This window comes from Actinomycetospora sp. TBRC 11914 (genome assembly GCF_012933465.1).
In the GTDB taxonomy this organism is placed as follows: domain Bacteria; phylum Actinomycetota; class Actinomycetes; order Mycobacteriales; family Pseudonocardiaceae; genus Actinomycetospora.
On sequence record NZ_JABBND010000016.1, the window covers coordinates 1 to 25,505 of the forward strand.

Genomic DNA, 25,505 nt, shown 5'->3' on the forward strand with positions numbered 1-25,505 from the left:
CCGAGCTGGCCGCGCTGCTCGCCCGCCTCGGTGAGCTCGCCGACAGCGTCGATGCGGTGCCGGATCCGGTACGGATCGATCGGATCGCGCTGCTCGAACAGACCCGGGCGGCGCTGGCCGCCGCGCAGCACACCGAGATGGTCGCCTTCGCCGGTTCCCAGGTCGCCGCGCATGAGGCCGAGATCGCCGCGGGCCGGCTGGACCCGCGCAAGCTCGGCACCGGGATCGCCGACCAGATCGCGCTGGCCGCGCACGTGTCGCCGTGGCAGGGATCGCGGCGGCTGAGCATCGCCCGCGCCCTGGCCACCGACCTCCCCCAGACCCGGCGGCTGCTGGCCTCGGGGCGGATCAGCGAGGCGCTGGCCGAGAAGGTGGTCTCCGAGACCAGCCACCTCGACGCCGACGCCCGGCGACTGGTCGACAAGCAGCTCGCCGACGCCGGCCTGGACGAACAAGGGCTGCGCGAGGCCGAGGCAACGGTGAAAAGGACCGCCTACGAGGTGGACCGGGCCGGCTACACCCACCGCGGCCGCACCGCCCGGAAAGACCGCCGGGTCACGCTGCGCCCCGCCCCCGACACCATGGCAGTGCTCTCCGGGTTGCTGCCGGTCGAACAAGGCGTCGCCTGCCTGGCCGCGCTACGCCGCCACGCCGACTCGCTGGTCGCCACCGGCGACACCGACGGTCGCAGCCGCGACCAGGTCATGGCCGACACCCTCGTCGAACGCCTCACCGGACAAGCCCACGCCGAGGATGTGGACGTCGAGGTCGGGATCGTGCTGCCGCTCGACGCGCTGCTCGACCCCGACAGCGCCACCCCCGGCGAGCTGGTCGGGCACGGGCCCCTGCCGGCCGGGATCGTGCGCGACCTGCTGCGCGCCACCGGCGGGAAAAGGTGGTGGCGGCGGCTGTTCGCCCACCCCGCCCACGGCGGCCTGCTCGGCGGTGACCCCCAGAAGCGGCGCTTCGACGGGTTCCTCGCCCGGCTGATCGACCTCCGCGACGGCGGCCGCTGCCGCGACCCCTACTGCGACGCCCCGATACGGCACCACGACCACATCGTCCAGTCCCGCGCCGGCGGCCCCGCCAGCCTCGCCAACGGCCGCGGGGTCTGCGCCCGCGGCAACTACGTCCGCGAGATGCCCGGCTGGGACGTCGAGACCGTCCACGACGGGCACGGCGAGCACCCCCACACCGTGCGCACCACCACCCCGACCGGCCACACCTACACCAGCCGAGCCGGACCCTGAGAGATCGATCCCCGCGAGTACGCTCGCTGCCGTGCCTGCGAGCGGGACACGGATCGCGCTGATCGACTCCGGCCTCGGCATGCTGCCGACCGCGGGCTGGCTGCGGTACCTGCGCCCCGACGTGCACCTCGACCTGTTCATGGACCCCGCCGGGATGCCGTGGGGGGCCCGGGCGGGCGAGTGGATCGTCGACCGCGTGCTCGGCGCGGCCCGCCTGGCCATCGCCCGGGGCGCGGACGCGGTCGTCGTCCCCTGCAACACCGCGAGCGTCACCGCGCTGGTGCCGCTCCGGGCGGAGCTGGAGCCGGACCGACCCGTCGTCGGGACCGTGCCCGCGGTCAAGCCGGCCGCATCCGGCGGCGAGCCCTTCGGCATCTGGGCCACCGAGCGCACCAGCGCGAGCGCGTACCAGGCCGACCTCGTCGCGCTCTTCGCGACGCCGGGCCAGGCGACCGCGGTGCCCTGCCCCGGCCTCGCCGACGCCGTCGAGGCCGCGGACGCCGGGGCCGTCGCCGCGGCGGTCGGGGTCGGGGCGTCGCGTACTCCGGCCGACGCCCGCGGGATCGTGCTCGGCTGCACCCACTACCCGCTGGTCTCCGACGCCATCGCCGCCGCCCTCCCCGGCGTGCGGCTCTACGACAGCTCCCGCGCGGTGGCGGGCCAGGCGCTGCGGCGGCTCGGCCTCGACCCGGCCCCCGACGCCGACCCGGCCGGGCTCTCGGTCCTGCTCTCCGGGGACGAGGGGGACCTGCCGGCGACGGCCCGCGCGTACCCGGTCGGAGCGGCGCTCGCGACCGCCGGTCCGGTCGACGTCGCGCTGCTGCCGCCTCCCGTCCGTGACGACGCCCTGGCGGAGGCGGGCTCGTCCGTCCCCGGACTGTGAGGTCGTCGGCGACCGCTGGTGCAGACCTCCGTCGGAGGTCTTGGATTCGATCCATGACCGAGGGTTCGACCGCCACCGCCCCGTCGGACGACCACGCCGTGCGCACGGAGACCGAGGAGCGCCTCGTCGCGCGCTACACCGAGCACGGCGTCGCTCCCGACACGGTGCGCGGCGCGGTCAGGGAGGCGTGGGACCGGTTGGCCGGGGCCCGCGTCCGGACCTTCGTCCCGATCCTCGTCGAGCGCTCGGTGCGCCTGCGGCTCTCCGGCGCCTGAGACCACGCCCGGCGTTCATCGCCGGCTCCGTACGCTCGGGTGGGTGAGGCCTCCCCGCCGGGTGTCCCGGGTGCTCGTCGCCGCGGTCCTGCTCGTGGCGGCCCTGCTGCTCGCCGCGTGCGCCACCACCGGCGGCACCGGCCGCTCTCCCGGGGGCGCCTCCTCCGGCCCGACCGGCGACGGCGTGCTGTGGCGGTCGGGCTCCGCGGCCGCCACGCTGCTCGATACCTACCGCGACACGCCCTGGAACACCGAGGACGCCGACGACCCGAGAGTGGTCGACAGTCCGGACGTGCCGGGCCGCTCCGCCGTCGCGTACACCGTCCCCTCCGGGGGCACCCGCTCGGAGCTCGAGCCGGCCTACCGCAGCTTCCGCGAGGGCGACGAGTACTGGTTCGGGCTCGCGCTGTACCTCCCGGAGGACTTCCCCACCGACACCTCGGACTGGCAGGTCGTCGCGCAGTGGAAGAACTCGGGCGAGGGCAGCCCGCCGCTCTCGATCCAGGTCCACGACGGCCGGTTCGTGCTCGAGGGCGGGGACGGCATCGGGGAGCACTGGCAGACCGACCTCGGGTCGGCGAAGGCCGGAGCACGCACCGACCTCGTCCTGCGCGTCCACTTCTCGTCCGACCCCGACTCCGGCGCCGTCGACGTCGAGCAGGACGGGCACCAGGTGCTCTCGGACTACCACCCGCGCAGCGGCACCCTCTACCCGGACGACAAGTCGTACCTCAAGACCGGGCTGTACCGGTCCTCGGACATCGACCAGGACGGCACCGTGTACTACGACGACGTGGTCATCGCCTCCGACCGCGACGCCGCCGCCTCGCTCGCCAGCGCCTCCTGACGAGGCGTCAGCGGGTCAGGAACGCTTCGACCGCCAGCCAGATCCCGAAGGCGAAGAACAGCACGGCGGCACCGATCCGGACGGCCCGCTCCGGGAGACTGCGGCCGAGCAGGCGGCCCGCGAGGATCGCGAGCCCGTCGGCGACCACCATCCCGACCGTCGAACCGGCCCACACACCGACGACGCCGCCCCAGCCGTGGTACTGCGTGGCGAGGGTGATCGTCGCGAGCATCGTCTTGTCGCCCAGCTCGGCCAGGAAGAAGGCGACCGACGCGGCGAGGACCGCCGAGCTGCCCGTGCGCTGCGCCTTCTCCTGCTCGGCGGCGGTGAGGTCGTCCCCGCGCAGGGTCCACAGCCCGAACCCGAGGAACGCCACGGCCGCCGCGAGGCTGATCCAGAAGGTGGGGAGGGCGGCGCCGAGCAGGTAGCCGACCCCGACCGACACCGCGTGCACCACGGCCGTGGCGATCGAGATCCCGAGGAGGACCGGCAGCGCGCGGAAGCGCGTCGCGAAGGTCAGGGCCATCAGCTGGCTCTTGTCCCCGAGCTCCGCGACGAAGATGACGCCGAAGCTGACGGCCAGTGCGACCAGGAAGACGCCCACGAAGGTCCCTTCGCTCCCGCGGGCCGGCCGGTGAGGGCGGACGCCTCCCGGTGCGGCCCGCAAATGCTGCGGATCGGCACCGAAGGTCTCGCCCGCCACCGAACACCTCGGGTGGCCGCCGCGACCGGAGCACCACCCGGTCACCGGGCGGCGATCAGTGTGTCGACCGCGGCGTTGGGAGCTACTCCCCTTCGCTCTGGATCGACCGTAGCACGGGCGCCACCGGCCCCCGGCGCGGCGTGGATCACGTCGCTGCGCCGCTCGCCGAGCCGTCACGGCGTGTCCCCGCGACGACATGCCGCCACCCTCTCGGGCGATCTCGCCCCGGGCACCGGTCACCGAGCGGCCACGATCGGGCTACCCGTTGCGCTGGCGACGTGAGCCAGCACACGCCATGATCTGCCGCCACCGCCTCGATCGGAGCAATCGTTCGTCGGTCGGCGGCCGAACGGGGTACCTCGTGCCCTCGCACGACGGAGTGGACGCCCGAGAGGAGGCGTGATGCCGGGACCGACGACGCGTCCGGCGGCACGCACCGCCGCACCCACCACACCTCCCGCGCCCCCCGCGCCTGACGCCCCACCCGCGCCGGCCGGGCCCACCGAGGTCGGCGCCCACGGCCACGTCCCCGACGGCCCGCCCGCCGGACCGATCGCGATCGACGTGCGCACGCGGGTGTTCACCTGGATCACCGACCGCATGGGCGCCATCGCGATCAGCCGGATGAGCGCCGAGGACCTCGCCCGCGCGCGCAGCCGGCGGCTCTCCCACAACGTGGTGACCTCGCGGGTCTTCGGCCCGATGCCCGGGAACGTGTCGCTCACCGACCTGCGCATCGCCACCGACGGCGGCCCGCTGACGCTGCGCCTCTACCGGCCGCACCCCCCGCTGCCGGGCGCCCGCACGGACGACGACCGGCTCCCGATCGTGCTCAACTTCCACGGCGGCGGCGGGTCGCTCGGCAACCTGGACCAGTCCGACTGGCTCTGCGCCCACGTGGCGTCCCGGGTGGGCGCCCTCGTCGTCTCCGTGGACTACCGCCTCGCCCCGGAGCACCCGTACCCCGCCGCCCGCGACGACGGGTACGCCGCGCTGTGCTGGGCGGTGCGCCACGCCGACGCCCTCGGGGGCCGCGCCGACCGGGTCGCCGTCATGGGCGACAGCGCCGGCGGCAACCTCGCGGCGGTGCTCTGCCTGCTCGCGCGGGAGGGCGGGCCGGCCATCGACGCCCAGGTGCTGCTCTACCCCGTCGTCGACCTCGGGCTCGCCGCGCCGTCGACGACGGCGTACGAGCGGGGCCCCCTGCTCACCCGTGCCGACATGGACGTCTTCCGCGCGAACTACCTCGGCGCGGACGGCGACCCGAGCGACCCGTTCTGCTCCCCGCTGCTCGCTCCCGACCACCGCGACCTGCCTCCGGCACTGGTGATCACCGCCGGGGTCGACCCGCTGCACGACGACGGGGTGGCCTACGCCGGGCGCCTCCGCGACGCGGGTGTCCCGACGCGGCACTCCGACCACGCCCGGGCCGTGCACGGCTTCATCTGCTTCCCCGGCATGTGCCGGGCCGCCGGCGAGGCGCTCGAGGAGATCTGCGACGAGCTCTCGACGCGCCTCGCCTGACGGCCCGCCGCCTCAGGCCGACATGACCTCAGGCCGACATGAAGAGCCCGCCGTTGACCGAGTACACCTGCCCGGTGATATAGCCGGAGTCCGGGTCGGCGAGGAACTCGACGACCCGCGCCACCTCGTCCGGCTGGCCCAGCCGGCCGACCGGGACCTGGCCGACGATCTTCTCGAGCGCCGACTCCGGCACGCCCGCGACCATGTCGGTCTCGATGTAGCCCGGCGCCACGCAGTTCGCGGTGATGCCCTTCTTGGCCCCCTCCATCGCCAGCGACATCGTGAGCCCGAACAGGCCCGACTTCGTCGCCGCGTAGTTCGCCTGCCCGGCGTTGCCGCGCTCGCCGATCACCGAGGAGATCGAGACGATGCGCCCGCTCTGGCGCTCGCGCATGTGGTTGAACACCAGGTGGGACATGTAGAAGGTGCCGGAGAGGTTGACCTGGATGACCTTGTCCCAGTCCTCGACCTCCATCTTGTGGAGCATCTTGTCGGCGGTGATCCCCGCGTTGTTGACCAGGATGTCGATGCGCCCGTGCTGGTCGTAGACCTCCTGGACCACGCGCTCGCAGTCCTCGCGGCTGCCGATGTTGCCCTGGTGGATCGTCATGCCCGGGTACTTCTCGGCGAGCTCGGCGGCGCTGTCGCGACCGTTGGCGTACCCGACGGCGACCTTCGCGCCCCGGTTCGCGAGCCGCTCCGAGATCGCCTTCCCGATCCCGCGGGCCCCGCCCGTCACCACCGCCACCTGTCCGGTCATGTCCGCCATCGCCGGCCTCCCGTCGCTGTCGTGCGTCCGCTGGTCCACGGCTCTCCGTGCCGGTCCAGCGTGCCCACCGGTGGCAGGCATCACACCACTTCCGGCGACCTGCGACTCATCCGTGACGGAATCCGTCCAGATGGAGGGGCGCACGTCCCCGACGGGGCCACCCTCGTTGCGAACGATGCCAAGCAGACCTAGCGTTCGTCTCGCAGCCGGCGACGTCGCCGGGGCCCGGTCCCGGGCTCCCGGGCCCCGCAGCGCCGGGCTGCGCGAGGAGGGACCCATGACGGCCGAGGCACCCGCGCCCCACGCCGAGCAGGACGAGCACGACCCCGCAGGCACCCCCGAGGCGCCGAGCCTGGACCCGGTCGACCCCGCGGCCTACCTGCGCTCGTTCCGCGGCGAGACGCTGCGGAAGGCGGCGACCGCGCTCGCCGAGGGCGGCGCCTACGTCACCACCCGGGCACTCGCGCAGGCCGCGACCCCGCACCGCACCGTGTGGGACGCGACCCGCTGGTGGCGCCACGTCCTCGGGCGGCGCCGCCCGTCGTGGTCGACCGAGCACCGGGTGGTCTGGGAGACCCCGATCGCGCGGCTGCGCGACTTCACCGCCGGCGCCACCGACGACGTGGTGCCGACCCTCGTGCTGCCGCCCCAGGCGGGGCACGACTCGTGCATCGTCGACTTCGGGCCCACCCAGTCGCAGATGCAGGTCATCCGGGCCGCGGGCCTGACGCGGGCCCTCACCCTCGACTGGGTCGGCGCCACGCAGGCCACGAAGGGCACGACGGTCGAGGACTACGTGGCCGTGGTCGACCGCGCCGTCGACACCGCCCTCGAGGGCACCGCCCACACCACCGTCAACCTCGTCGGGGACTGCCAGGGCGGCTGGCTCTCGGCGATCTACGCGGCGCTGCACCCGGAGCGTGTCAACACGCTGACCCTTGCCGGGGCGCCCATCGACTTCCACGCCGGCGACACCGCCATCGGGGCGTCGTCGCGGGTGACCTCGCGCCGCTACGGGACCGTGCCCTACCGGGCCATGGTCGCCATGGGCCGGGGCAACATGCCCGGGCAGTTCGTGCTCAACGGCTTCATCGCGATGAGCCCGGACGCCGAGATCGCCAAGCACGTCGACCTGCTGCGCCACCTCGACGACCCGGCCGCCATCGCGCGCTACCAGGCGTTCGAGGACTGGTTCAAGCACACCCAGAACGTGCCGGGCACCTTCTACCTGTGGCTGGTCGAGCACCTCTTCGCCGGCAACGAGCTCATCACCGGTGACCTCGAGGTCGGTGGCCGCCGGGTGGACCTCGGCGCCCTGGAGTGCCCGCTCTTCCTGCTCGGCGGGGCGACCGACCACATCACGCCGCCGGTCCAGGTCTTCCGGGCCGCGGACGCCGTGTCGACCCCGGCGGAGCAGGTGTGGACCCGCACCGCGCCGGGCGGCCACCTCGGGCTGTTCATGGGCAACCAGGCCCTCCGCGAGGAGTGGCCGCCGATCATGGCCGAGGTCGCGCGCTTCTCCGGGGTCGCCGCGCAGGACGCCGCCTGACACCGGGACGGCCGGGTCTTCTGAACCGATCCGCGTGACCCGCACTGCAGGACGGGTGCTGGCGCGAACCCTTCGGTGGGCACCCTCACACGGGTAGGTTCGGGAGTCCGGCGTCCCCGGGACGCGCGGCGGGATCCAGCCGCGGCCCGCCCACATCGAGCACGGCCCGCCGTCGTGCCACGTTCGAGTCACGATCGCCCAGGAGGTCCACATGCCCGGCTCCGTCATCGTCTCCGGCGCCCGCACGCCGATCGGCAAGCTCTCCGGGGCCTATGCCGACCTCTCCGCGCAGCAGCTCGGGAGCACCGCGATCACGAAGGCCCTGGAGCAGGCCGGCATCTCCGGCGACCAGGTCGAGTACCTGATCATGGGCCAGGTCATCCAGGCCGGCGCCGGCCAGAACCCGGCCCGCAAGGCGGGTACCGACGCCGGCATCCCGATGTCGACGCCCTCGTTCACACTCAACAAGGTCTGCCTGTCCGGGCTCGACGCGATCGCGCTCGCCGACCAGATGATCCAGGCCGGCGACTACGACATCGTCGTCGCGGGCGGCATGGAGTCCATGACGGCGGCGCCCTACCTGCTGCCGAAGGCCCGCCGCGGCTACAAGTACGGCGGCGGCCAGATCATCGACGCCACCGAGCACGACGCCCTCACCGACGTCTACGACCACGAGTCCATGGGCGCCTCCACCGAGCGCTACTCCAAGGCGATCGGCCTGACCCGCCAGGCGATGGACGAGTTCGCCGCCCTCTCGCACCAGCGCGCCGCGGACGCGGCCAAGAACGGCCGGTTCGACGCCGAGCTCGCGCCGGTGTCCGTGCCGCAGCGCAAGGGCGACCCCGTCGTCGTCACCGAGGACGAGGGCGTCCGCGGCGACACCACCGCCGAGGGCCTCGGCAAGCTCCGCCCGGCGTTCGACAAGGACGGTGCCATCACCGCGGGCACGGCGTCGCAGATCTCCGACGGCGCCGCGGCCACCGTGGTGATGTCGGAGAAGAAGGCGAAGGAGCTGGGCCTCGAGGTGCTCGCCCGCATCGGGAACCACGGCTGGGTGGCCGGCCCCGACAACTCGCTGCTCTCGCAGCCGTCGCGGTCGATCCTCAAGGCGCTCGAGCGGGAGGGCCTCGACGCCAAGCAGCTCGACCTCATCGAGATCAACGAGGCGTTCGCGGCGGTCGCGCTGCAGTCGATGAACGAGCTCGGCGTCGACTCCGACCTCGTCAACGTCGACGGCGGCGCCATCTCGCTGGGCCACCCGGTCGGCGCGTCCGGCGCCCGCATCGCGATCCACCTGGCCCACGAGCTCAAGCGCCGCGGCGGCGGCGTCGGCGCGGCCGGCCTCTGCGGCGGCGGCGGCCAGGGCTCGGCACTGATCCTGCACGTCTGAGCGTCAGCGGTGTCGCACCGCAGACACTGAACGTCCGGAAAGCCACACCGTCACACGGGCGGCCATCCCCTCGGGGTGGCCGCCCGTGGGCGTTCCGGGGTCCGGATCTCGCGGCCGCTGGGTTGCGTAGTGGCGTGGGACACGTGGAATCCTGCGCATGGGCGCACGGAACACGACACGTACGGGAGGGCGAAGATGCCACAGGAAGTCCGGGGCGTGGTGTCCCGGGAGAAGGGCAAGCCGGTCACCGTCGAGACGATCGTGATCCCCGACCCGGGGCCGGGCGAGGCCGTGGTCGACATCCAGGCCTGCGGGGTCTGCCACACCGATCTGCACTACCGCGAGGGCAACATCGAGGACGCCTACCCCTTCCTGCTCGGCCACGAGGCCGCGGGGAAGGTCGAGGCGCTCGGTGAGGGGGTCGAGGGCCTCGAGGTCGGCGACTTCGTGATCCTCAACTGGCGCGCCGTCTGCGGGGTGTGTCGCGCCTGTCGCAAGGGCAAGCACCACCTCTGCTTCGACACGCACAACGCCGCACAGCCCATGACGCTCAAGGAGACCGGCGAGGAGCTCAAGCCGGCCCTGGGCATCGGCGCGTTCGCCGAGAAGACGCTCGTCCACTCCGGGCAGTGCACCAAGGTGAACCCCGACGTCGACCCGGCCGAGGCCGGGCTCATCGGCTGCGGCGTCATGGCGGGCACCGGCGCCGCGATCAACACCGGCAAGGTGGCGCGCGGCGAGACGGTCGCGGTGATCGGCTGCGGCGGCGTCGGTGACGCCGCCATCGCCGGCGCGGCCCTGGCCGGCGCGACGACGATCATCGCCGTCGACACCGAGGACCGGAAGCTGGAGTGGGCCAAGGGCTTCGGCGCCACCCACGGGATCAACGCCAAGAACACCGACCCGGTCCAGGGCATCCGCGACCTCACCGACGGCTTCGGCGCCGACGTCGTCATCGACGCCGTCGGCATCCCGGCCACCTGGAAGCAGGCCTTCGAGGCCCGCGACCTCGCCGGCCGCCTCGTGCTGGTGGGCGTGCCCTCGCCGGACATGAAGCTCGAGGCCGACTTCCAGCCGTTCTTCTCCCACGGCGGGTCGCTGTCCTCGTCCTGGTACGGCGACTGCCTGCCCAGCCGCGACTTCCCGATGCTCGTGGACCTCGCGCTGCAGGGACGGTTCCCGCTCGACAAGTTCGTCACCGAGCGGATCGCCCTCGACGGCGTCGAGCAGGCCTTCGACAAGATGCACCAGGGCGACGTCCTGCGTTCGGTGGTGGTCTTCTGATGGCGGACGACGGTCCGATCGAGAACGTCGTCACGTCGGGCAAGTTCGAGCTCGACGGCGGGTCGTGGGACGTCGACAACAACGTCTGGCTCCTCGGGGACTCCGACGAGGTCGTCGTCATCGACGCGGCGCACGACGCGCAGGCGATCCGCAAGGCCGTGGGTGACCGCAACGTCACCGCGATCCTGTGCACGCACTCGCACAACGACCACGTCAACGCGGCGCCCGCGCTCTCGGACGCCCTCGACGCGCCGATCCTGCTGCACCCCGACGACCGCGTGGTCTGGGACCTCACCCACTCCGACCGGGAGCCGGACGGGCAGCTCGAGGACGGCGAGACGTTCACCATCGCCGGGATCGACCTCACGCTGATCCACACCCCGGGCCACTCGCCGGGGTCGGTGTGCTTCTACGCGCCGGACCTCGGCACGGTCTTCACCGGCGACACGCTGTTCAACGGCGGGCCGGGGGCGACCGGGCGGTCGTACTCCGACTACGGCGTCATCCTCGACTCGATCGCGGCGAAGCTGTTCACGCTGCCCGACGAGACGGTGGTGCGGACCGGGCACGGCGACGGCACCAAGATCGGCGACGAGGCCCCGCACCTCGAGGAGTGGAAGGCGGCCAAGGAGTAGACGAGGCCCGCCCGGACCAGGACTTCCCGGCCGACCCGTACCCCGGGATCGCGCCGGGGTGGTCCTTCGTCCACGACGACGCGACCGCCCGCCGGCTGACCCCCGACCCGGGGGCGGCCGGCGGCTGGCGTGTCGGGGGCAGGGCGCACGAGGGCAGGGCGCTCGACGCCTGGCTCGCCGCGCGGGGCGCACCGCCGCTGGCCCGGCGCGTGCCGGTGCTCGCCTTCGGCTCCAACCGGTGCCCGTCGAAGATCACCTGGCTGCGCCGCGAGCTCGGGCTGGCCGGTCCCGTGGTGGTGCTGCGGGCCGCGGTGAGCGGGGTCGCGGCGGTCTGGGCCGCGGGCCGGCGGGCCCGGGACGGCGCGCGGCCGGCGACGCTCGCGGTCGTGCCCCCCGACGAGCCGCCCGAGGTCCACGGGGTGTGGCTCGCGACCCCGGAGCAGGTGGCGGTCCTCGACGTCTGCGAGGGCCGCGGCCGGCGCTACGCCCTGGCCCGGGTGCACGCCGCGCGGGTCCGCGGCACCGACGACGGCGTCGCGCTCGACCCGGTGCTCGCCTACTGGCCGGCCGACGCGATCCGCGCGCCGCTGCTCGTCGACGGCGCTCCCGTCCGCTGCCGGGACGTGGCGCAGGAGCGGGCGATCACGCTCGAGGGGGTGCCGGGCGACGTCGCCGACGGCGCCGCCACGGTGATCCCGTCCGGGAGCCCGGATCCCCGCGCGTGGCCGGCGCGCGTGTTCGTCTACGGCACCCTGCAGCCCGGGGCCTCCGCGTGGTGGCGGCTCGCCCCGGCCGCCCGGGAGACGTGGCCGGCCGTCGCGGCGGGACGGGTGCACGACACCGGGCGCGGCTACCCGGCGCTCGTCCGCGACGCCGGCGTGGGCGACGCCCTCGCGCCGGGCCACGTCGTCGAGCTCGCCGACCCGGTCGCCGCGCTCCCCGCGCTCGACGCCTACGAGGGGCCGGGCTACCGGCGCGAGCGCGTCGCCGTGTACCGGGCCGCGAACGCGGCCGACCGCTCGGCGGCCGCCCCGGCGACGGCGGCGTCGGGATCGTCGTCAGAGGCCGAGCTCTGCTGGGCGTGGATCTGGGACGGCCCGGCCGGCGACTGGCCCGTCGTCCACGGGTCGTGGCGGGGCTGACGCGCCACCTCCACCAGCGCGTGCCGCGGTCCCGTCGCCGACGCCGCCGCCGACACCGTGATCCGCCCGCCGACGGGCACGAGCTCGATGTGCTCGCGCCGCGGACGGGGCTCGGTGACGCTCTCGTCGGCCGTCGGCTCCCCGTCGTGGTCCGCGGCCGGGCGCGGCGAGGGCACGACCCGCGCCACCAGGGCGCCCCGCCGCGGACCCACCGGGCGCCCGGCGGGACCGGCGGGACCGGCGAGGGCCGCCCGCCGGCCGAGCGACGTGGCCCGGACCAGGAGCGCCACCCCGGCGACGAGCGCGATCACCGCGATCCCGAACGCCACCACCGCGAGCAGCGGCGAGTGCAGCGGCGGAGCCTGCGAGAGCGCGATCGGCGTCGCGGCGACGAGCAGCGCCACCGTGACCACGAGGACGACCAGCAGCCGCACCGCGTCCCACCCCCCATGCGCCCCTGGCCGGCGCGATCACCGGCACATGCTGCTCCGTCCGGCCGTGCCGGCGGAGCGTCCGTTCGGGGACGGTCACGTCACGATCGGGTGGCGCCGTCCCTCATGGACACGACGCCTCCGGGGCGGGCGAGTGACGCCGCTCGTCCGAGATCGCGATCCGTGGTCGCCGACGCCCGGAGCGTGATCACCCCGGGCCGCGGCGACCTCAGCTCTCGACCAGCTGGGAGCGGACGTCCGCCTTGAGCACCTTCCCGACGGTGGAGCGGGGCAGGTCGTCCCAGAACCAGACCTGCTTGGGAGCCTTGACGCTGCCGATCCGCTCCTTGGTGAACGCGATGAGGTCGTCGGGATCGGCGGAGGCGCCCGGCCGGAGCTGGACCGCGGCCACCACCCGCTCGCCCCACTTCTCGTCGGGCAGGCCGACCACGGCGCAGTCGGCGACCGCGTCGTGGGCCATCAGCGCCTGCTCGACCTCGGCCGAGTACACGTTGAACCCGCCGGTGATGACCATGTCCTTGGCGCGGTCGACGATGAACAGCCAGCCGTCGTCGTCGAGGTAGCCGACGTCGCCGGTGTGGTGCCACCCGTGGGCCGAGACCTCGGCGGTCGCCTCCGGGTCCTCGTGGTACCCGGCCATGACCAGCGAGCTGCGGATGACGATCTCGCCGCGCTCGCCCCGGCCGAGCAGGCTCCCGTCCTGCGCCATGATGGCCACGGTGACCAGCGGCGACGGGCGGCCCGCGGACGCGAACCGCTCGGTGGCGAGCGACCCGTCGGCGTGCCGGTGCTCGGCCGGGCCCATCGTCGAGATCATCATCGGTGCCTCGGACTGCCCGAACAGCTGCGCCATCGGCCCGATCCGCTCGCAGGCGTCCGCCAGCCGCGCCGTCGACATCGGGGCGGCGCCGTACCAGAAGCACTGCAGCGAGCGGAGGTCCGTCGTCGCCAGGTCGGGGTGGTCGAGGACCATGTAGATCAGCGTCGGCGGCAGGAACGTGTGGGTCACGCGGTGCCGTGCGACCAGCCCGAGGAACCCCCCGACGTCGGGCGCGGCCATGACGACGATCTCCCCGCCCTGGGCGAGGATCGGGAAGCAGAGCACCCCGGCCGCGTGCGTCAGCGGCGCGAGCGCGAGGTACACCGGCCGGCGCTCGAGCGGGTAGGCCATGAGCGTGACCGCGGTCATCGTCTCGAGGTTGCGGTCGGTCAGCTGCACGCCCTTGGGCCGGCCCGTGGTGCCGCCGGTGCCCACGAGCGCGACGACCTCGTCCCCGGCCCGGCCCTCGTCGACGACCACGTCGGACCAGGCGGGGTCCTCGGCGGCGGCCGCGAGCCACGCCTCGAGGCCCACGGCGCCCTCGACGGCCGGCTCGGGGTCGTCGAGGCACACCAGCGTGGTGAGCGCGGGCAGCTGCGGGGCGATCTCGGCGACGAGCGGGGCGAAGCTCGCCTGGAAGAGCAGCGCGGTGCAGCCGAAGAGCGCCAGCAGCTCCCGGTTCTCGCCGGCCGCGTTGCGGGGGTTGATCGGGCACCACACCGCCCCGGCGCGCGCGATCCCGAAGACGCAGGTGAACGACGTCGGGTGGTTCGCCGAGAGGATGCCGACCGGGTCCCCGGCGCCGACCCCGCCCCGGCGCAGCGCCCGCGCCACGTCGCGGGAGAGCGCGACGACCTCGTCGTAGGTCCGGGTCTCGCCGTCGAGGGTCAGACAGGGGGCGTCGCCGCCGAGCGACGCCCCCTTGTCCAGGTAGGACGCCAGGGACATCTACATCCCCATGCCGCCGTCGACGGGCAGGCCGGCCCCGTTGACGAAGCGGGAGGCGTCGGAGGCGAGGAAGACCACGGCGTCGGCGATGTCGGAGACCTCGCCGAGGCGTCCCGAGGGCGTCAGCTCGACGACGGCGCCCACGGCCTCCTCGGGGCTGCCGAACAGCCCCAGGCCGGCGGTCTCGACGGCGAGCTTCTGGCCCATCGCGGTGGGGATGAGGCCGGGGTAGACGCAGTTGACGCGCACGCCGTAGCCGAGCTTGCCGGACTCGGCCGCCGCGATCCGGGTGAGCCGGTCGACGCCGGACTTGGTCGCCGAGTAGGCGCCGATGGAGGGGAAGGCGATGGTCGCCGCGACCGAGGAGACGTTGATGACGGCGCCGCCCCCGCCCGCCGGGCCGCCCGGGCGCATCGCGCGGAACGCGTGCTTGATGCCGAGCATGGTGCCGATGAGGTTGACCTCGAGCAGCCGCCGGACGTCGTCGGGCTCGGTGTCGACGAGCAGCTGGGTCACCTCGAGGCCGGCGTTGTTGACCACGACGTCGAGGCCGCCGAGCTCGCTGATCACCTGGCCGATCGCGGTCTCCCAGCCGGCGTCGTCGGTGACATCGAGGGCGACGAAACCGGCCCCCACCGAGGCCGCCGTCTGCTCGCCGAGGTCCTTCGCGACGTCGGCGATGACCACCGAGGCGCCGGCCGCGGTCAGCGCGCGGGCCATGCCCTCGCCCAGCCCCTGGGCCCCGCCGGTGACCAGCACCTTCCGTCCGGTCAGATCGAACGCACCCACCCTCGCTCCTCCCCGCCGGACCCTCGCCGGGCCGGCACCTCGTCGTGCGACGCGGATCACAGTAGGGAGGGTCTTGGACAGTCGTCAAGAAAAACCCTGACGGGTGTCAAGGGATCCGGGTTAGCATCGTCGTCGTCTCGGCAGCCCTCGGGAGACCACCACGTGACCAGCACCGATGCGCGCGGACGCCGCCGGCCGGCCGACAAGTTCGAGGACCGGCGGCGCGAGCTCGCGGACGCCGCCCTCCAGACGCTCGCCACCCTCGGCTACGCCCGCACGAGCCTGCGGGAGATCGCGCAGAACTCCGACTTCAGCCACGGCGTGCTGCACTACTACTTCCGCGACAAGGTCGAGCTGATCACCTACTGCGTGCAGCGGTTCAAGACGCAGTGCGTCGAGCGCTACGACGCCGTCGCCACCCACGCGACGGCGGCCGACGCGCTCGCCCGCGACGCCGGGGACGGGCTCGCGGCGACGCTGGAGAGCGACGCGCTCATGCACCGGCTCTGGTACGACCTGCGGTCGCAATCGATGTTCGAGGAGTCGTTCCGGCTCGACGTGGGCGAGATCGACGCCGGGCTCGAGCGGATGATCTGGCGGATCGTCACCACCTACGCGCACCTGTCCGGCCGAGAGCCGGCGTGCACCAGCGCCACCGCCTACGCGGCCTTCGACGGCCTCTTCCAGCAGGCCCTGCTCCGCCACCTCGCCGCCGACCCGGAGGCCCTGGACGACCTGCGGGCCGGCACCCGGCTCCTGCTCGAGCGCCTGGTGTAGGCCTTCGGCCATGTGAATGGATTTCGTCGTGGGAGCGACGAAATCCACTCACAAGCCGCCAGGTCAGGGCCGCGGCGGGACCTGCTGGTGTGAATGGATTTCGTCGCTCCCACGACGAAATCCATTCACAAGCGCTCGAACCGGCGCAGCGCCTCCTGGCGCTCGGCCTTGTGGTCGACCATCGGGGCCGGGTAGTCCTCGGGCGGGTTCTCCAGCTTCCAGGGCTGGTGGACCTTCTTGCCCTCGAGCCCCTCGACGTCGGCGAGCTCGGGCACCCACCGGCGGACGTAGTCGCCCTGCGGGTCGAACCGCTCCCCCTGGGTCACGGGGTTGAACACGCGGAAGTACGGCGCGGCGTCGGTCCCGGTGCCCGCGGCCCACTGCCAGCCGTGCTGGTTGGAGGAGAGCTCGCCGTCGACGAGCAGGTCCATGAAGTGCCGCGCGCCCCACCACCACGGCAGGTGCAGGTCCTTGACGAGGAACGACGCGACGGCCATCCGCATCCGGTTGTGCATCCAGGCCTCGCCCCGCAACTGGCGCATCGCGGCGTCGATCGCCGGGAAGCCGGTCCGGCCCTCCTGCCACCGCGCGAACTTCTCGTCGGCCTGCTTCCCGGTGTCGAGCTCCATGCGGTCGAACTTCGGGTCGAAGTTCTCGCGGGCCGAGCGGGGCCAGTGCCAGAGCACGTGGGCGTAGAAGTCGCGGAAGCACAGCTCGTTGCGGAACGACGTCGCGCCCTTGCCGTCGCCGCGGGCGTCGGCGAGCAGCGTGCGGGGGTGCACGGTGCCGTACTTCAGGTGCACCGACATGCGCGAGGTGGCCGGTCGGTCGGGCCGGTTGCGCAGCTCGTCGTAGTCCTCGAGGTACTCGTCGACGAACGCGCCCCACTGGTCGTGGGCGGCCTGCTCGCCGGCCTCGGGGAGCTCGGCGTCGACCGCCTCGTCGTCGGGGATCTTCACCGCCCGGGGCCCGCCGTCCTTGTCCGACGGGTCCATCCAGGTCACGGTCTCCGCGTCGGTGTCGACGGGGGCCGCGTCGGCGACGCGCTTCGTCCACTCCCGGGAGAACGGGGTGAACACCTTGTAGGGCTCGCCGTCGGACTTGCTGATCGAGCCCGGCTCGGTGAGCCAGGGCGAGCCGGAGCGGACGAGCTCGACGCCCTTGTCGCCGAGCGCCTTCTCGACGGCCTCGTCGCGGCCCCGGCCGTAGGGGTTGTAGTCCGCGGCGGTGTGGACGCTCGAGGCCTTGACGGCCGCGGCGATGCGCGGCACGACGTCGGCCGGGTCGCCCCTGACCACCAGCAGCCTCCCCCCGAGCGACTCGTCGAGCGCGCGCAGGCAGCGGTAGAGGAACGTCCGGCGACGCGACCCGGAGGGACCGAGCAGCGCCGGGTCGAGCACGAACAGCGCGAGCGCGCGGTCGGCCCGGGCCGCGGCGTCACGCAGGATCGGTTGGTCGTGCACGCGCAGGTCGCGGCGGAACCAGACGACGGCGGTGGAGTCGGGTCGGGTGGAGTCCGCACCGGAGGCCATGCCCAGCAGGTACCCGCGCCCGCCGTCGTCACCCATCCCGGACCGCGCGAGGGGACCCCTCGGCCGTGTAGAGCGACGAAATCCTCCCCTCGCGCGCCGGCGACGGCGGCCGCGAGGGGAGGATCCGGTCGTTCTAGACGCACGAGGGTTCCCCTCGCGCCGGGGGGGGGTGGTGCTACGAGCGCTGGTCCATCGGGACGAAGTCGCGCTCCGACGGGCCGGTGTAGACCTGGCGCGGGCGCCCGATGCGGGTGTCCGGGTCCTCGATCATCTCGCGCCAGTGGGCGATCCAGCCCGGGAGGCGGCCGATGGCGAACAGGACCGTGAACATCTCGGTCGGGAAGCCCATGGCCTGGTAGATCAGGCCGGTGTAGAAGTCGACGTTCGGGTAGAGCTTGCGCTCCACGAAGTAGTCGTCGTTGAGGGCGTAGTCCTCGAGCTTCATCGCGATGTCGAGCAGCTCGTCACCGCCGCCGAGCTTCTCGATGATGCCGCGGGCGGTGTCGCGGACGATCGCCGCGCGCGGGTCGTAGTTCTTGTAGACCCGGTGCCCGAAGCCCATGAGGCGGACGCCGGGCTCCTTGTTCTTGACCTTCGCGACGAAGTCGTCGGTGTTGCCGTGGTTGTCGCGGATGCTCTCGAGCATCGAGAGCACCGCGGCGTTCGCGCCGCCGTGCAGCGGGCCGAACAGCGCGTTGATGCCCGCCGAGATCGACGCGAACAGGTTGGCCTGCGAGGAGCCGACCATGCGCACCGTCGACGTCGAGCAGTTCTGCTCGTGGTCGGCGTGCAGGATGAACAGCATGTCCAGCGCGCGGGCGACCTCGGGGTCGACCTCGTAGGGCTCGGCCGGCAGGCCGAACGTCATCCGCAGGAAGTTCTCCACCAGGTTCAGGTTGTTGTCCGGGTAGAGGAACGGCTGCCCGATGGAGTTCTTGTAGGCGTAGGCCGCGATCGTCGGGACCTTGGCGAGCAGGCGCACCGTCGAGAGGTCGACGTTCGGCTCGTCGAAGGGGTCCAGCGAGCGCTGGTAGAAGGTCGACAGCGCGGAGACCGCGGAGGACAGCACCGGCATCGGGTGCGCGTCCACGGGGAAGCCGTCGAAGAACTTCTTGAGGTCCTCGTGCAGCATGGTGTGCCGCTGGATCTGCTGGGTGAAGTCGTCGAGCTGCTTCTGGTTCGGCAGCTCGTCGTAGATCAGCAGGTAGCTGGTCTCGACGAAGGTGGAGCTCTTCGCCAGCTGCTCGATCGGATAACCGCGGTAGCGCAGGATCCCGGCGTCGCCGTCGATGTAGGTGATGTCGGAGCGACAGGACCCGGTGTTGACGAATCCGGGGTCGAGCGTGATCAGGCCGGTCTCGCCGAGCATCTTCCCGAGCTGGACACCGGAGGCACCCTCGGTGGCCTCGACGATCTCCATGGTGTGCTCGCCACCCGGGTAGGACAGGGTGGCGGTGCGCTTCTCGCCGTCGTCGGCCATGTCGTGCATCCCTCTTCACGCATCTCGTGCGGGAGGGCCACTCGGAGCGGGGGGAGGCGCCCGACCGGTCCCCGGCGGACGGTCGGTCACCCGGGATCGGGAGCGGCGTCCCCCCGAGGCGGAACTCCCGCGGGTGTGGGGCGTCGTACGCAGGGCGAACCGTAGCGCCCGGCGCTCGATCACCGCAGCACGGAGACCGGACACCGACGGAGTGGTCCCCGTCACGATTCAGCCCGACGCGCCCTCGCCGTCGAGCTCGGCCCGCGTCGGCGGCTCGGCACCGGCCCGCGAGACGGTCCAGCTCGCCACCCGGGCCGCGAACCCCAGGGCCGCCCGCCAGCCGTCGTCGTCGAGGGCGGCGAGGCGGTCGGCGGCGAGGAGGTCGTGGGCGTGCAGGTGCGCGAGCAGCGCGGAGTGCACCGAGTCGCCCGCCCCGATGGTGTCGACGACCGGTCGCGAGGTGTCGGCGGCGACGGCCACCGCGCCGCGGCGGGTGTGCGCGACGAGCCCCTCGGCGCCGCGGGTCACGACGACCGCGCCGGCGCCCGCCGCGATCAGGTCGGCCGGGGAGCGGCCCCACCAGGCGGCGTCCTCATCGGAGAGCTTGACCAGGCCCGCGCGGGCGGCGATCGCGTCCAGGCGGGCACGGACCACGTCGGGGTCGTCGACGAGCGCGGGCCGAATATTGGGGTCGAGGCTGACGAACACGCCGGCGTCCGCGGCCCGGCGGGCGAGCCCGGTGTACACCGAGGCGCCCGGCTCCAGCAGCAGCGACAGGGTCCCGACGGCGAGGGCGGCGGTGTCCGCCGGCAGCTCGCCCGGGTCGGCGACGAGGCGGTCCGCCGCGCCCGCCACGTGGAACGAGTACCGGGCGGCGCCCGAGCCGTCCAGCGTGACGACGGCGAGCGTGGAGGGCTCGTCCCCGCGCTGCACGAGCGCGACGTCGACGGCCGAGTCGCGGAGCCGGTCGAGCAGCGCGTCGCCGAACGCGTCGCGGGAGAGCCGGGTGAGCATCCTCGCGGGCGTCCCCAGCCGACCCAGGCCGATCGCGACGTTGTAGGGGCCGCCGCCCAGCCGCGGCGCGAGCGGCGCGAGCGGGCCCTGGTCGACCGGCACCAGGTCGACGAGGGCCTCGCCGCCCACCACGACCCGCCGGCGCGAGGCGGTCACAGCGCCTCCAGCCCCCACCGCACGGTCCACGTCGCCCCGGGCTGGAGCACGACGAGGTCGGTCCCCGAGTTCAGCGCGTCGGGCGGGCACGTCATCGGCTCGACCGCGACCGCCTTCCCGGGCCGGCCGAACGGGCTCTGCGGGGTGAAGGCCTGCACCCAGGCGACGTTGCGGTCGCCCCAGAGCCGGGTGCCGGTGCCGTCGGGGGCACGCAGCTCGGCGAGCACCCCCGCGACGCCGCCGCTCACCCCGAAGCAGGTGTCGAGGTCGAGCTCGGCCACCGGCCGGCCGCGGCGCAGCGACTCCGCCGGGGTGACCTCGCGGGCGGGGCCGGTCGGCACGAGGGCGTCGTCGACGTCGAGCACCGTCGCGGTGGCGACCGTGAGCGTGCACTCGTCGGAGGGGTGGTCCCCGGCGCGCAGGTAGGGGTGGGTGCCGACGCCGGCCGGGACGTCGCCGTCGCCGGTGTTCGTGACCGAGTGGGACACGGTGAGCGACCCGCGCTCGCCGTCCACCGCGTAGGTGGTCTCGACGTGCAGCGGCTGCGGCCAGCCGTGGGCGTCGGCGTCGGCCCCGCCGGGGACCTCGACCGTGAGGGTGACCGCGGCGTCGTCGTGGACGGTGACGGTCCACGGCCGGTGCCGCACCAGCCCGTGGATCGCGTGCCCCCGGGCCGGCTCGGTCACCTCGAGGTCGTGGGTCGCGCCGCGCCAGGTGAACCGGGCGCCCGCGGTGCGGTTCGGCCACGGCAGGAGCACGCAGCCCGCGCCCATCGGCGGGGAGGCGTCCTCGGCGTAGGTCTCGACGTGCTCGGCCCCGTCGACGGTGAAGGCGCGCAGCCCCGCCCCGACCTCGGTGACGACGGCGTGCGCCCGCCCCGAACGGATCTCGTACTGCTGCCCGGTGGGCGCCATGACCGCCGACCGTAGTACGCGCTTGCCTACGCGGCCGTCAGGGCCGCGTACCGACCGTCGGAGGACACCAGGTCGGCGTGGGTGCCGGACTCCACGACGCGGCCGTGGTCGAGCACCGCGATCCGGTCGGCCTCGCGGACCGTGGAGAGCCGGTGGGCGATCGTGATCGTGGTGCGGCCGTGGGCCAGCGTGTCGAAGGCCTCCTGGACGGCCCGCTCCGTGGCGGTGTCCAGGGCGCTCGTGGCCTCGTCGAGCACGAGGACCCGCGGGTCGCGCAGCAGGGTGCGCGCGATCGCGAGCCGCTGCCGCTCGCCGCCGGAGAACCGGTGCCCGCGGGGGCCCACGACGGTGTCGTACCCCTCGGGCAGGTCGGCGATCACGTGGTGGATCTGCGCGCCGCGGGCGGCCGCCTCGATCTCCGCGTCGGTCGCGTCCGGCTTGGCGTAGCGCAGGTTGTCGCGCACCGAGGCGTGCAGCAGGTAGGTGTCCTGGCTGACGACGCCGACGATGCGCGCGAGGTCGGCCAGCCGCAGGTCGCGCAGGTCGACGTCGTCGACGGTGATGCGCCCGGCGTCGGGGTCGTGCAGCCGCGCGACGAGCGAGCCCAGGGTCGACTTGCCCGAGCCGGTCTCGCCGACGACCGCGAGCGTCGAGCCCGCGGGGACGGTGAGGTCGACGTCGTGCAGCGCCTCCCGGTCGGCGCCGGGGTAGGCGAACGTCACGTGCGAGATCCGCAGGTCGCCCCGCGGGGCCGGGAGGTCGACCGGGTGCTCCGGCTCCTCGACGTCGATCGCGGTGTCCTGGTACTCGAAGATCCGCGCGAACAGCGCCAGCGACGCGGAGATCGACACCCCGACGTCGAGCAGCGAGGACAGCGGCCGGAACACCCCCGCCTGCAGCGAGGTGAACGCGACGAGCGTCCCGATCGACAGCGCGCCCGCCGTCCACGGCAGGCCGGCCCCCAGGTAGATCAGGGCGGGGATCGCGGCGAAGACGATGCTCATCGTCGCCATCCACCAGCGCCCGGCGAGCTGGCTGCGCAGCTCGAGGTCGGTCAGGCGCAGCGACGAGTCGGTGAACCGGGACACGAGCGCGTCGCCGGTCCCGAGGGTGCGGGCCAGCGTCACGCCGTCGATCGAGAGGCCCTCCTCGATGGTGACGTTCAGGTCGGCGAGCTCGCGCTGGCGCTCGGCGGTGAGCCGCCGGCGCACGCGCGCGACGCGGCGCGAGAGCAGGACCGAGGGCGGCAGCACGACCAGTGTGACCAGCGAGAGCTGCCAGGACAGCGCCACCATCGCGACGGCGCTCGCGACGACGGTGGTGACGTTCGCCGCGATCGAGGTCGCGGTCGAGGTGACGACGGTCTGCATGCCGCCGATGTCGTTGGTGATCCGCGACTGCACCTCGCCGGTGCGGGTGCGGGTGAAGAACCCCAGCGAGAGGCGCTGGAGGTGGGCGAACACGTCGGTGCGCAGCCGGTGCATGACGAGCTGGCCGACGCGGGTGGAGATCCAGGTCTGGACGACGCCGAACGCGGCCGTCACCGCGGCGACGGCGACCATGCCGGCCGCCAGCCAGACGAGCAGGCGGACGTCGCGGTGGGGCAGCGCGTCGTCGATGACGGCGCGGAGCAGGAACGGCGAGGCCATGCCGACGACGGACGACGCGACGATCACGGCGACGACGACGGCGAGGGAGTGGCGGTGGGGCGCGAAGAGGCGCGCGATCCGGCGCAGCGAGACCTGCTTGGCCTGCTCGCGGTTCCGGGCGCGCTCCTCGCGGCTGACTTCCGGAGTGCGGGGCAAGGGGCGCCTCCTGGGCACGTGGTGACGGAGGTTGCTGAGGCAACCTCATGATGAGGCTACAACACGAGTTCGCGCTACGCTGTTCCCGTGGAGCACGACGAGCCTGCCTCGGTGAGCGACCTGTTCTGGGCGGTCGCCCGGCGGCTGCGCCACGCCTCGCGGGAGTCGCTCGCGCCGTGGGAGGTCACGCCGTCCCAGCTGCGGGCACTCGGCACGCTGATGCGCCACGGCCCGGTCCGGCCGGGCACGCTCGCGGGCCACCTCGGCATCGCGCCGCGCTCGGCCACCGAGGTGGTCGACGCGCTCTCCGAGCGCGGGCTGGTCCGCCGGGAGACCGACCCCGACGACCGCCGGGCCACGCTCGTCGTCGTCACCGACCACGGCACCGAGGTGGCGCGGGCGATCCGGGGGGCCCGGGCCGCGGAGGCCGACCGCCTCTTCGCCGGGCTCGACGACGCCGACCGCGCCGAGCTCGAGCGCCTGCTCCGCCTGCTGCTGGCCGAGCCCGCGCCGGATCAGGACCGGCCGACCGACGCGTCCGCCTCGGCGTCCTCCCCCGCCACCGGCGCGCGGTAGCGCCAGAACGCGGGGAAGGCGAGCACCACGACGACCATCCCGACGATCACGGCGAGGCCCCCGAGGGTCGTCGTGGGTCCCGTCCCGATCGCGTCCGCGGCCCAGCCGTGCCAGAGGTCCGCGACCCGGGGACCGCCCGCGACGACCACCACGAAGACGCCCTGCATCCGGCCGCGCATCTCGTCGGTGGCGACGGTCTGGAGCATCGTCGAGCGGAACACCGAGCTGACCAGGTCCGCCGCGCCGGCCGCGGCGAGCAGCAGGACGGCCAGCCAGAGGACCGATGTCAGCCCGGACAGCGCGACCCCGAGGCCCCACAGGCCCACGGCGATCGTCACCGCCACGCCCTGGCGCGCGATGCCGTGCAACCGCCCGGAGAGCAGGCCGCCCAGCGCCGCCCCGCCCGCGATCGCCGCCGAGAGCAGGCCGTAGGCCGGGCCGCCGCCGTAGGTCTCGACCGCGGCCTGGGGGAACACCGCGCGGGGCATGCCGAAGCCCATCGCCACGAGGTCGGCGAGGAAGCTGACCAGCAGCACCTTCGACATGGCGGCGTAGCGGAAGCCGTCGACCACCGAGCGGAGCCCGGCGCTGCGCCGGATCGCGCGCGCCACCCCCCGGAACCCGCCCGGGTCGTCGTCGCCCACCGGGAGCCTCGGCAGCCGGTAGGCGGCCCAGATCGACGCGAAGAGGCAGACCGTGTCGACGAAGTAGAGGGCCCCGACGTCGACGAAGGCCAGCGCGACCCCGCCCACCAGCGGCCCGGCGAAGGCGCCGAGCTGCTGCACGGTGAACCACAGCGTGTTCGCCGCCGGGAGCTGGTCGACCGGCAGGATGCGCGGCAGGACGGCGGAGCGGGTCGGCTGGTTGACCGCGAGGCAGGCGGTCTGGACGGCGAAGATGACCAGGACGGTCCACGGGCCGCCGAGGTGCGTGACCGCCGTGATGCCGAGCAGCGCCGAGGTCACGGCGATCCCGACGCCCGAGACCACGAGCAGCATCCGCCGGTCGACCGCGTCGGCGATCGCCCCGCCCCAGAGCCCGAACACGATCAGCGGGACCAGCCCGAACAGCCCCGTCAGGCCGACCCAGGCCGACGACCCGGTGAGCTCGTAGAGCTGGAAGGGCACGGCGACGACCGTCAGCTGCGCGCCCACGACGGTGACCACGCCCGCCGTCCAGAGCCGCCGGAACGGCGGGGTCCGCAGCGGGGTCGTGTCGGCGAAGAGGCCGCGGCGCGATCGTTCGCTCACCCAAGGATCGTAGGCGCGGCGCGGGGGTGACCTCCGCGTGAGCCTTCCCTCGTCGTGGTCGCGCTCAGGGGGCCAGCCGCTCCACGACCCACGCCCCCCGGCGCTCGTCGAACCGGAAGCGCAGCCGGTCGTGCAGCCGCGAGGTGCGGCCCTGCCAGAACTCGACGTGGGTGGGGCGCACCCGCCAGCCGCCCCAGTGCGGCGGGGGCGGGATCTCCTCCTCGTCGGCGAACCGGGCCTCGGTGGCGGCGTAGAGGTCCTCCAGGGCGGTGCGGTCGCGCACCGTCGCCGACTGCGGCGACGCCCACGCCCCGAGCTGCGAGGTGCGCGGCCGGGTCCGCCAGTACTCCGCGGTCGCGTCGGCACCGAGCAGCTCGACCGGCCCGACGATCGTCGCCTGCCGCTGCAGCGCGTACCAGGGGAAGGTCAGCGAGGCCTGGCGGGTCTGACGCAGCTGGTGGGACTTCTCCGAGGTGTAGTTGGTGAAGAAGGTGACCCCGCGCTCGTCGATGTCCTTCGCGAGGACGGTGCGGGTGGTCACCCGGTGCTCGTCGTCGGAGGTCGCGAGCACCATCGCGTTCGGGTCGGGCAGCTCGGCCTCGCGGGCGTGCCGCAACCACGCGACGAGCTGCTCGTGCCAGGTCGGGGCCAGGTCGGCGACGTCGAGCTCGCCCGCCCGGTAGTCGACCCGCATGCCCGCCAGGTCGGCGTGCCCGCCCGGGACCGTCACTGGGTTCACCC

General features: G+C 73.9%; 23 protein-coding genes. 12 read left to right on the forward strand and 11 right to left on the reverse strand.

The window, feature by feature from the left end:
* The 4 genes from HH311_RS21960 to HH311_RS21975 all read left to right on the forward strand — a co-directional run.
* Positions 1–1,250, forward strand: a 1,250-nt coding sequence (locus HH311_RS21960) for a DUF222 domain-containing protein (protein WP_169185837.1), incomplete at its 5' end; no start/stop codon positions are given.
* A gap of 31 nt (positions 1,251–1,281) precedes the next feature.
* Positions 1,282–2,133 (forward strand): aspartate/glutamate racemase family protein, encoded by an 852-nt coding sequence (locus HH311_RS21965; protein WP_312030317.1) that lies wholly within the window; start codon positions 1,282–1,284, stop codon positions 2,131–2,133.
* 53 nt (positions 2,134–2,186) lie between these two features.
* Positions 2,187–2,408 (forward strand): three-helix bundle dimerization domain-containing protein, encoded by a 222-nt coding sequence (locus HH311_RS21970; protein WP_169185838.1) that lies wholly within the window; start codon positions 2,187–2,189, stop codon positions 2,406–2,408.
* Between the two features lie 43 nt (positions 2,409–2,451).
* On the forward strand, positions 2,452–3,255 hold the full coding sequence (locus HH311_RS21975; RefSeq protein ID WP_169185839.1) for a polysaccharide lyase: 804 nt from the start codon (positions 2,452–2,454) through the stop codon (positions 3,253–3,255).
* 7 nt (positions 3,256–3,262) lie between these two features.
* On the opposite strand, the gene HH311_RS21980 is transcribed toward HH311_RS21975, so the two are convergent.
* On the reverse strand, positions 3,263–3,859 hold the full coding sequence (locus HH311_RS21980) for a TMEM165/GDT1 family protein (protein ID WP_169185840.1): 597 nt from the start codon (positions 3,857–3,859) through the stop codon (positions 3,263–3,265).
* A gap of 501 nt (positions 3,860–4,360) precedes the next feature.
* Between HH311_RS21980 and HH311_RS21985 the strand changes: the two genes are divergently transcribed.
* Complete coding sequence (locus HH311_RS21985; protein WP_169185841.1) at positions 4,361–5,482, forward strand: alpha/beta hydrolase; 1,122 nt, start codon at positions 4,361–4,363, stop codon at positions 5,480–5,482.
* A 28-nt stretch (positions 5,483–5,510) separates the two neighbouring features.
* On the opposite strand, the gene HH311_RS21990 is transcribed toward HH311_RS21985, so the two are convergent.
* A complete protein-coding gene (locus tag HH311_RS21990; RefSeq protein WP_248292911.1) occupies positions 5,511–6,242 on the reverse strand; it encodes a beta-ketoacyl-ACP reductase in 732 nt (243 codons plus the stop codon).
* Between the two features lie 286 nt (positions 6,243–6,528).
* Between HH311_RS21990 and HH311_RS21995 the strand changes: the two genes are divergently transcribed.
* The 5 genes from HH311_RS21995 to HH311_RS33500 all read left to right on the forward strand — a co-directional run bounded on the left by HH311_RS21995 (position 6,529) and on the right by HH311_RS33500 (position 12,251).
* Positions 6,529–7,800: an alpha/beta fold hydrolase gene (locus HH311_RS21995; RefSeq protein ID WP_169185843.1), complete on the forward strand. Its 1,272-nt coding sequence runs from the start codon at positions 6,529–6,531 to the stop codon at positions 7,798–7,800.
* A gap of 211 nt (positions 7,801–8,011) precedes the next feature.
* Positions 8,012–9,190: an acetyl-CoA C-acetyltransferase gene (locus HH311_RS22000; RefSeq protein ID WP_169185844.1), complete on the forward strand. Its 1,179-nt coding sequence runs from the start codon at positions 8,012–8,014 to the stop codon at positions 9,188–9,190.
* Between the two features lie 195 nt (positions 9,191–9,385).
* On the forward strand, positions 9,386–10,474 hold the full coding sequence (locus HH311_RS22005) for an S-(hydroxymethyl)mycothiol dehydrogenase (protein WP_169185845.1): 1,089 nt from the start codon (positions 9,386–9,388) through the stop codon (positions 10,472–10,474).
* A complete protein-coding gene (locus tag HH311_RS22010) occupies positions 10,474–11,109 on the forward strand; it encodes an MBL fold metallo-hydrolase (protein ID WP_169185846.1) in 636 nt (211 codons plus the stop codon). Before HH311_RS22005 ends, HH311_RS22010 begins: the two co-directional genes overlap by 1 nt.
* Entirely contained in the window at positions 11,088–12,251 is a 1,164-nt protein-coding gene (locus HH311_RS33500) for a gamma-glutamylcyclotransferase family protein (RefSeq protein ID WP_169185847.1), read from the forward strand. Before HH311_RS22010 ends, HH311_RS33500 begins: the two co-directional genes overlap by 22 nt.
* 660 nt (positions 12,252–12,911) lie before the next feature.
* Here the strand turns inward: HH311_RS33500 and HH311_RS22020 are convergent.
* Together HH311_RS22020 and HH311_RS22025 are read right to left on the reverse strand one after the other, a co-directional pair.
* Complete coding sequence (locus HH311_RS22020; RefSeq protein WP_169185848.1) at positions 12,912–14,471, reverse strand: long-chain fatty acid--CoA ligase; 1,560 nt, start codon at positions 14,469–14,471, stop codon at positions 12,912–12,914.
* Positions 14,472–15,260 carry an SDR family oxidoreductase gene (locus tag HH311_RS22025; protein ID WP_169185849.1) on the reverse strand — a complete coding sequence of 263 codons (789 nt, stop codon included), beginning with the start codon at positions 15,258–15,260 and terminating at the stop codon, positions 14,472–14,474. It lies immediately after the preceding gene.
* A 162-nt stretch (positions 15,261–15,422) separates the two neighbouring features.
* Between HH311_RS22025 and HH311_RS22030 the strand changes: the two genes are divergently transcribed.
* Positions 15,423–16,037 (forward strand): TetR/AcrR family transcriptional regulator, encoded by a 615-nt coding sequence (locus HH311_RS22030; protein ID WP_169185850.1) that lies wholly within the window; start codon positions 15,423–15,425, stop codon positions 16,035–16,037.
* A 125-nt stretch (positions 16,038–16,162) separates the two neighbouring features.
* Here the strand turns inward: HH311_RS22030 and HH311_RS22035 are convergent, their stop codons facing one another.
* The 5 genes from HH311_RS22035 to HH311_RS22055 form a co-directional block, all read right to left on the reverse strand.
* Entirely contained in the window at positions 16,163–17,569 is a 1,407-nt protein-coding gene (locus HH311_RS22035; RefSeq protein WP_169185966.1) for a deoxyribodipyrimidine photo-lyase, read from the reverse strand.
* Positions 17,570–17,744: 175 nt separating this feature from the next.
* Complete coding sequence (locus HH311_RS22040) at positions 17,745–19,049, reverse strand: citrate synthase (protein WP_169185851.1); 1,305 nt, start codon at positions 19,047–19,049, stop codon at positions 17,745–17,747.
* Positions 19,050–19,277: 228 nt separating this feature from the next.
* Complete coding sequence (locus HH311_RS22045) at positions 19,278–20,219, reverse strand: carbohydrate kinase (protein WP_169185852.1); 942 nt, start codon at positions 20,217–20,219, stop codon at positions 19,278–19,280.
* Positions 20,216–21,133 (reverse strand): aldose 1-epimerase family protein, encoded by a 918-nt coding sequence (locus HH311_RS22050; RefSeq protein WP_169185853.1) that lies wholly within the window; start codon positions 21,131–21,133, stop codon positions 20,216–20,218. The genes HH311_RS22045 and HH311_RS22050 overlap by 4 nt, the downstream gene beginning before the upstream one ends.
* Positions 21,134–21,159: 26 nt before the next feature.
* The gene (locus HH311_RS22055) at positions 21,160–22,938 is read right to left on the reverse strand and encodes an ABC transporter ATP-binding protein (RefSeq protein WP_169185854.1); all 1,779 of its coding nucleotides are present in this window, start codon (positions 22,936–22,938) and stop codon (positions 21,160–21,162) included.
* A gap of 87 nt (positions 22,939–23,025) precedes the next feature.
* Here HH311_RS22055 and HH311_RS22060 point away from each other — a divergent pair, with 87 nt between their 5' ends.
* Positions 23,026–23,514, forward strand: a complete 489-nt coding sequence (locus tag HH311_RS22060) for a MarR family winged helix-turn-helix transcriptional regulator (protein WP_169185855.1) — start codon at positions 23,026–23,028, stop codon at positions 23,512–23,514.
* Here HH311_RS22060 and HH311_RS22065 read toward each other — a convergent pair.
* Together HH311_RS22065 and pdxH are read right to left on the reverse strand one after the other, a co-directional pair.
* On the reverse strand, positions 23,454–24,764 hold the full coding sequence (locus tag HH311_RS22065) for an MFS transporter (protein ID WP_169185856.1): 1,311 nt from the start codon (positions 24,762–24,764) through the stop codon (positions 23,454–23,456). The two genes, HH311_RS22060 and HH311_RS22065, sit on opposite strands and share 61 nt — an antisense overlap.
* A gap of 64 nt (positions 24,765–24,828) precedes the next feature.
* Positions 24,829–25,458 carry a pyridoxamine 5'-phosphate oxidase gene (gene pdxH / locus HH311_RS22070; RefSeq protein WP_169185967.1) on the reverse strand — a complete coding sequence of 210 codons (630 nt, stop codon included), beginning with the start codon at positions 25,456–25,458 and terminating at the stop codon, positions 24,829–24,831.
* Positions 25,459–25,505: the final 47 nt, after the last annotated feature.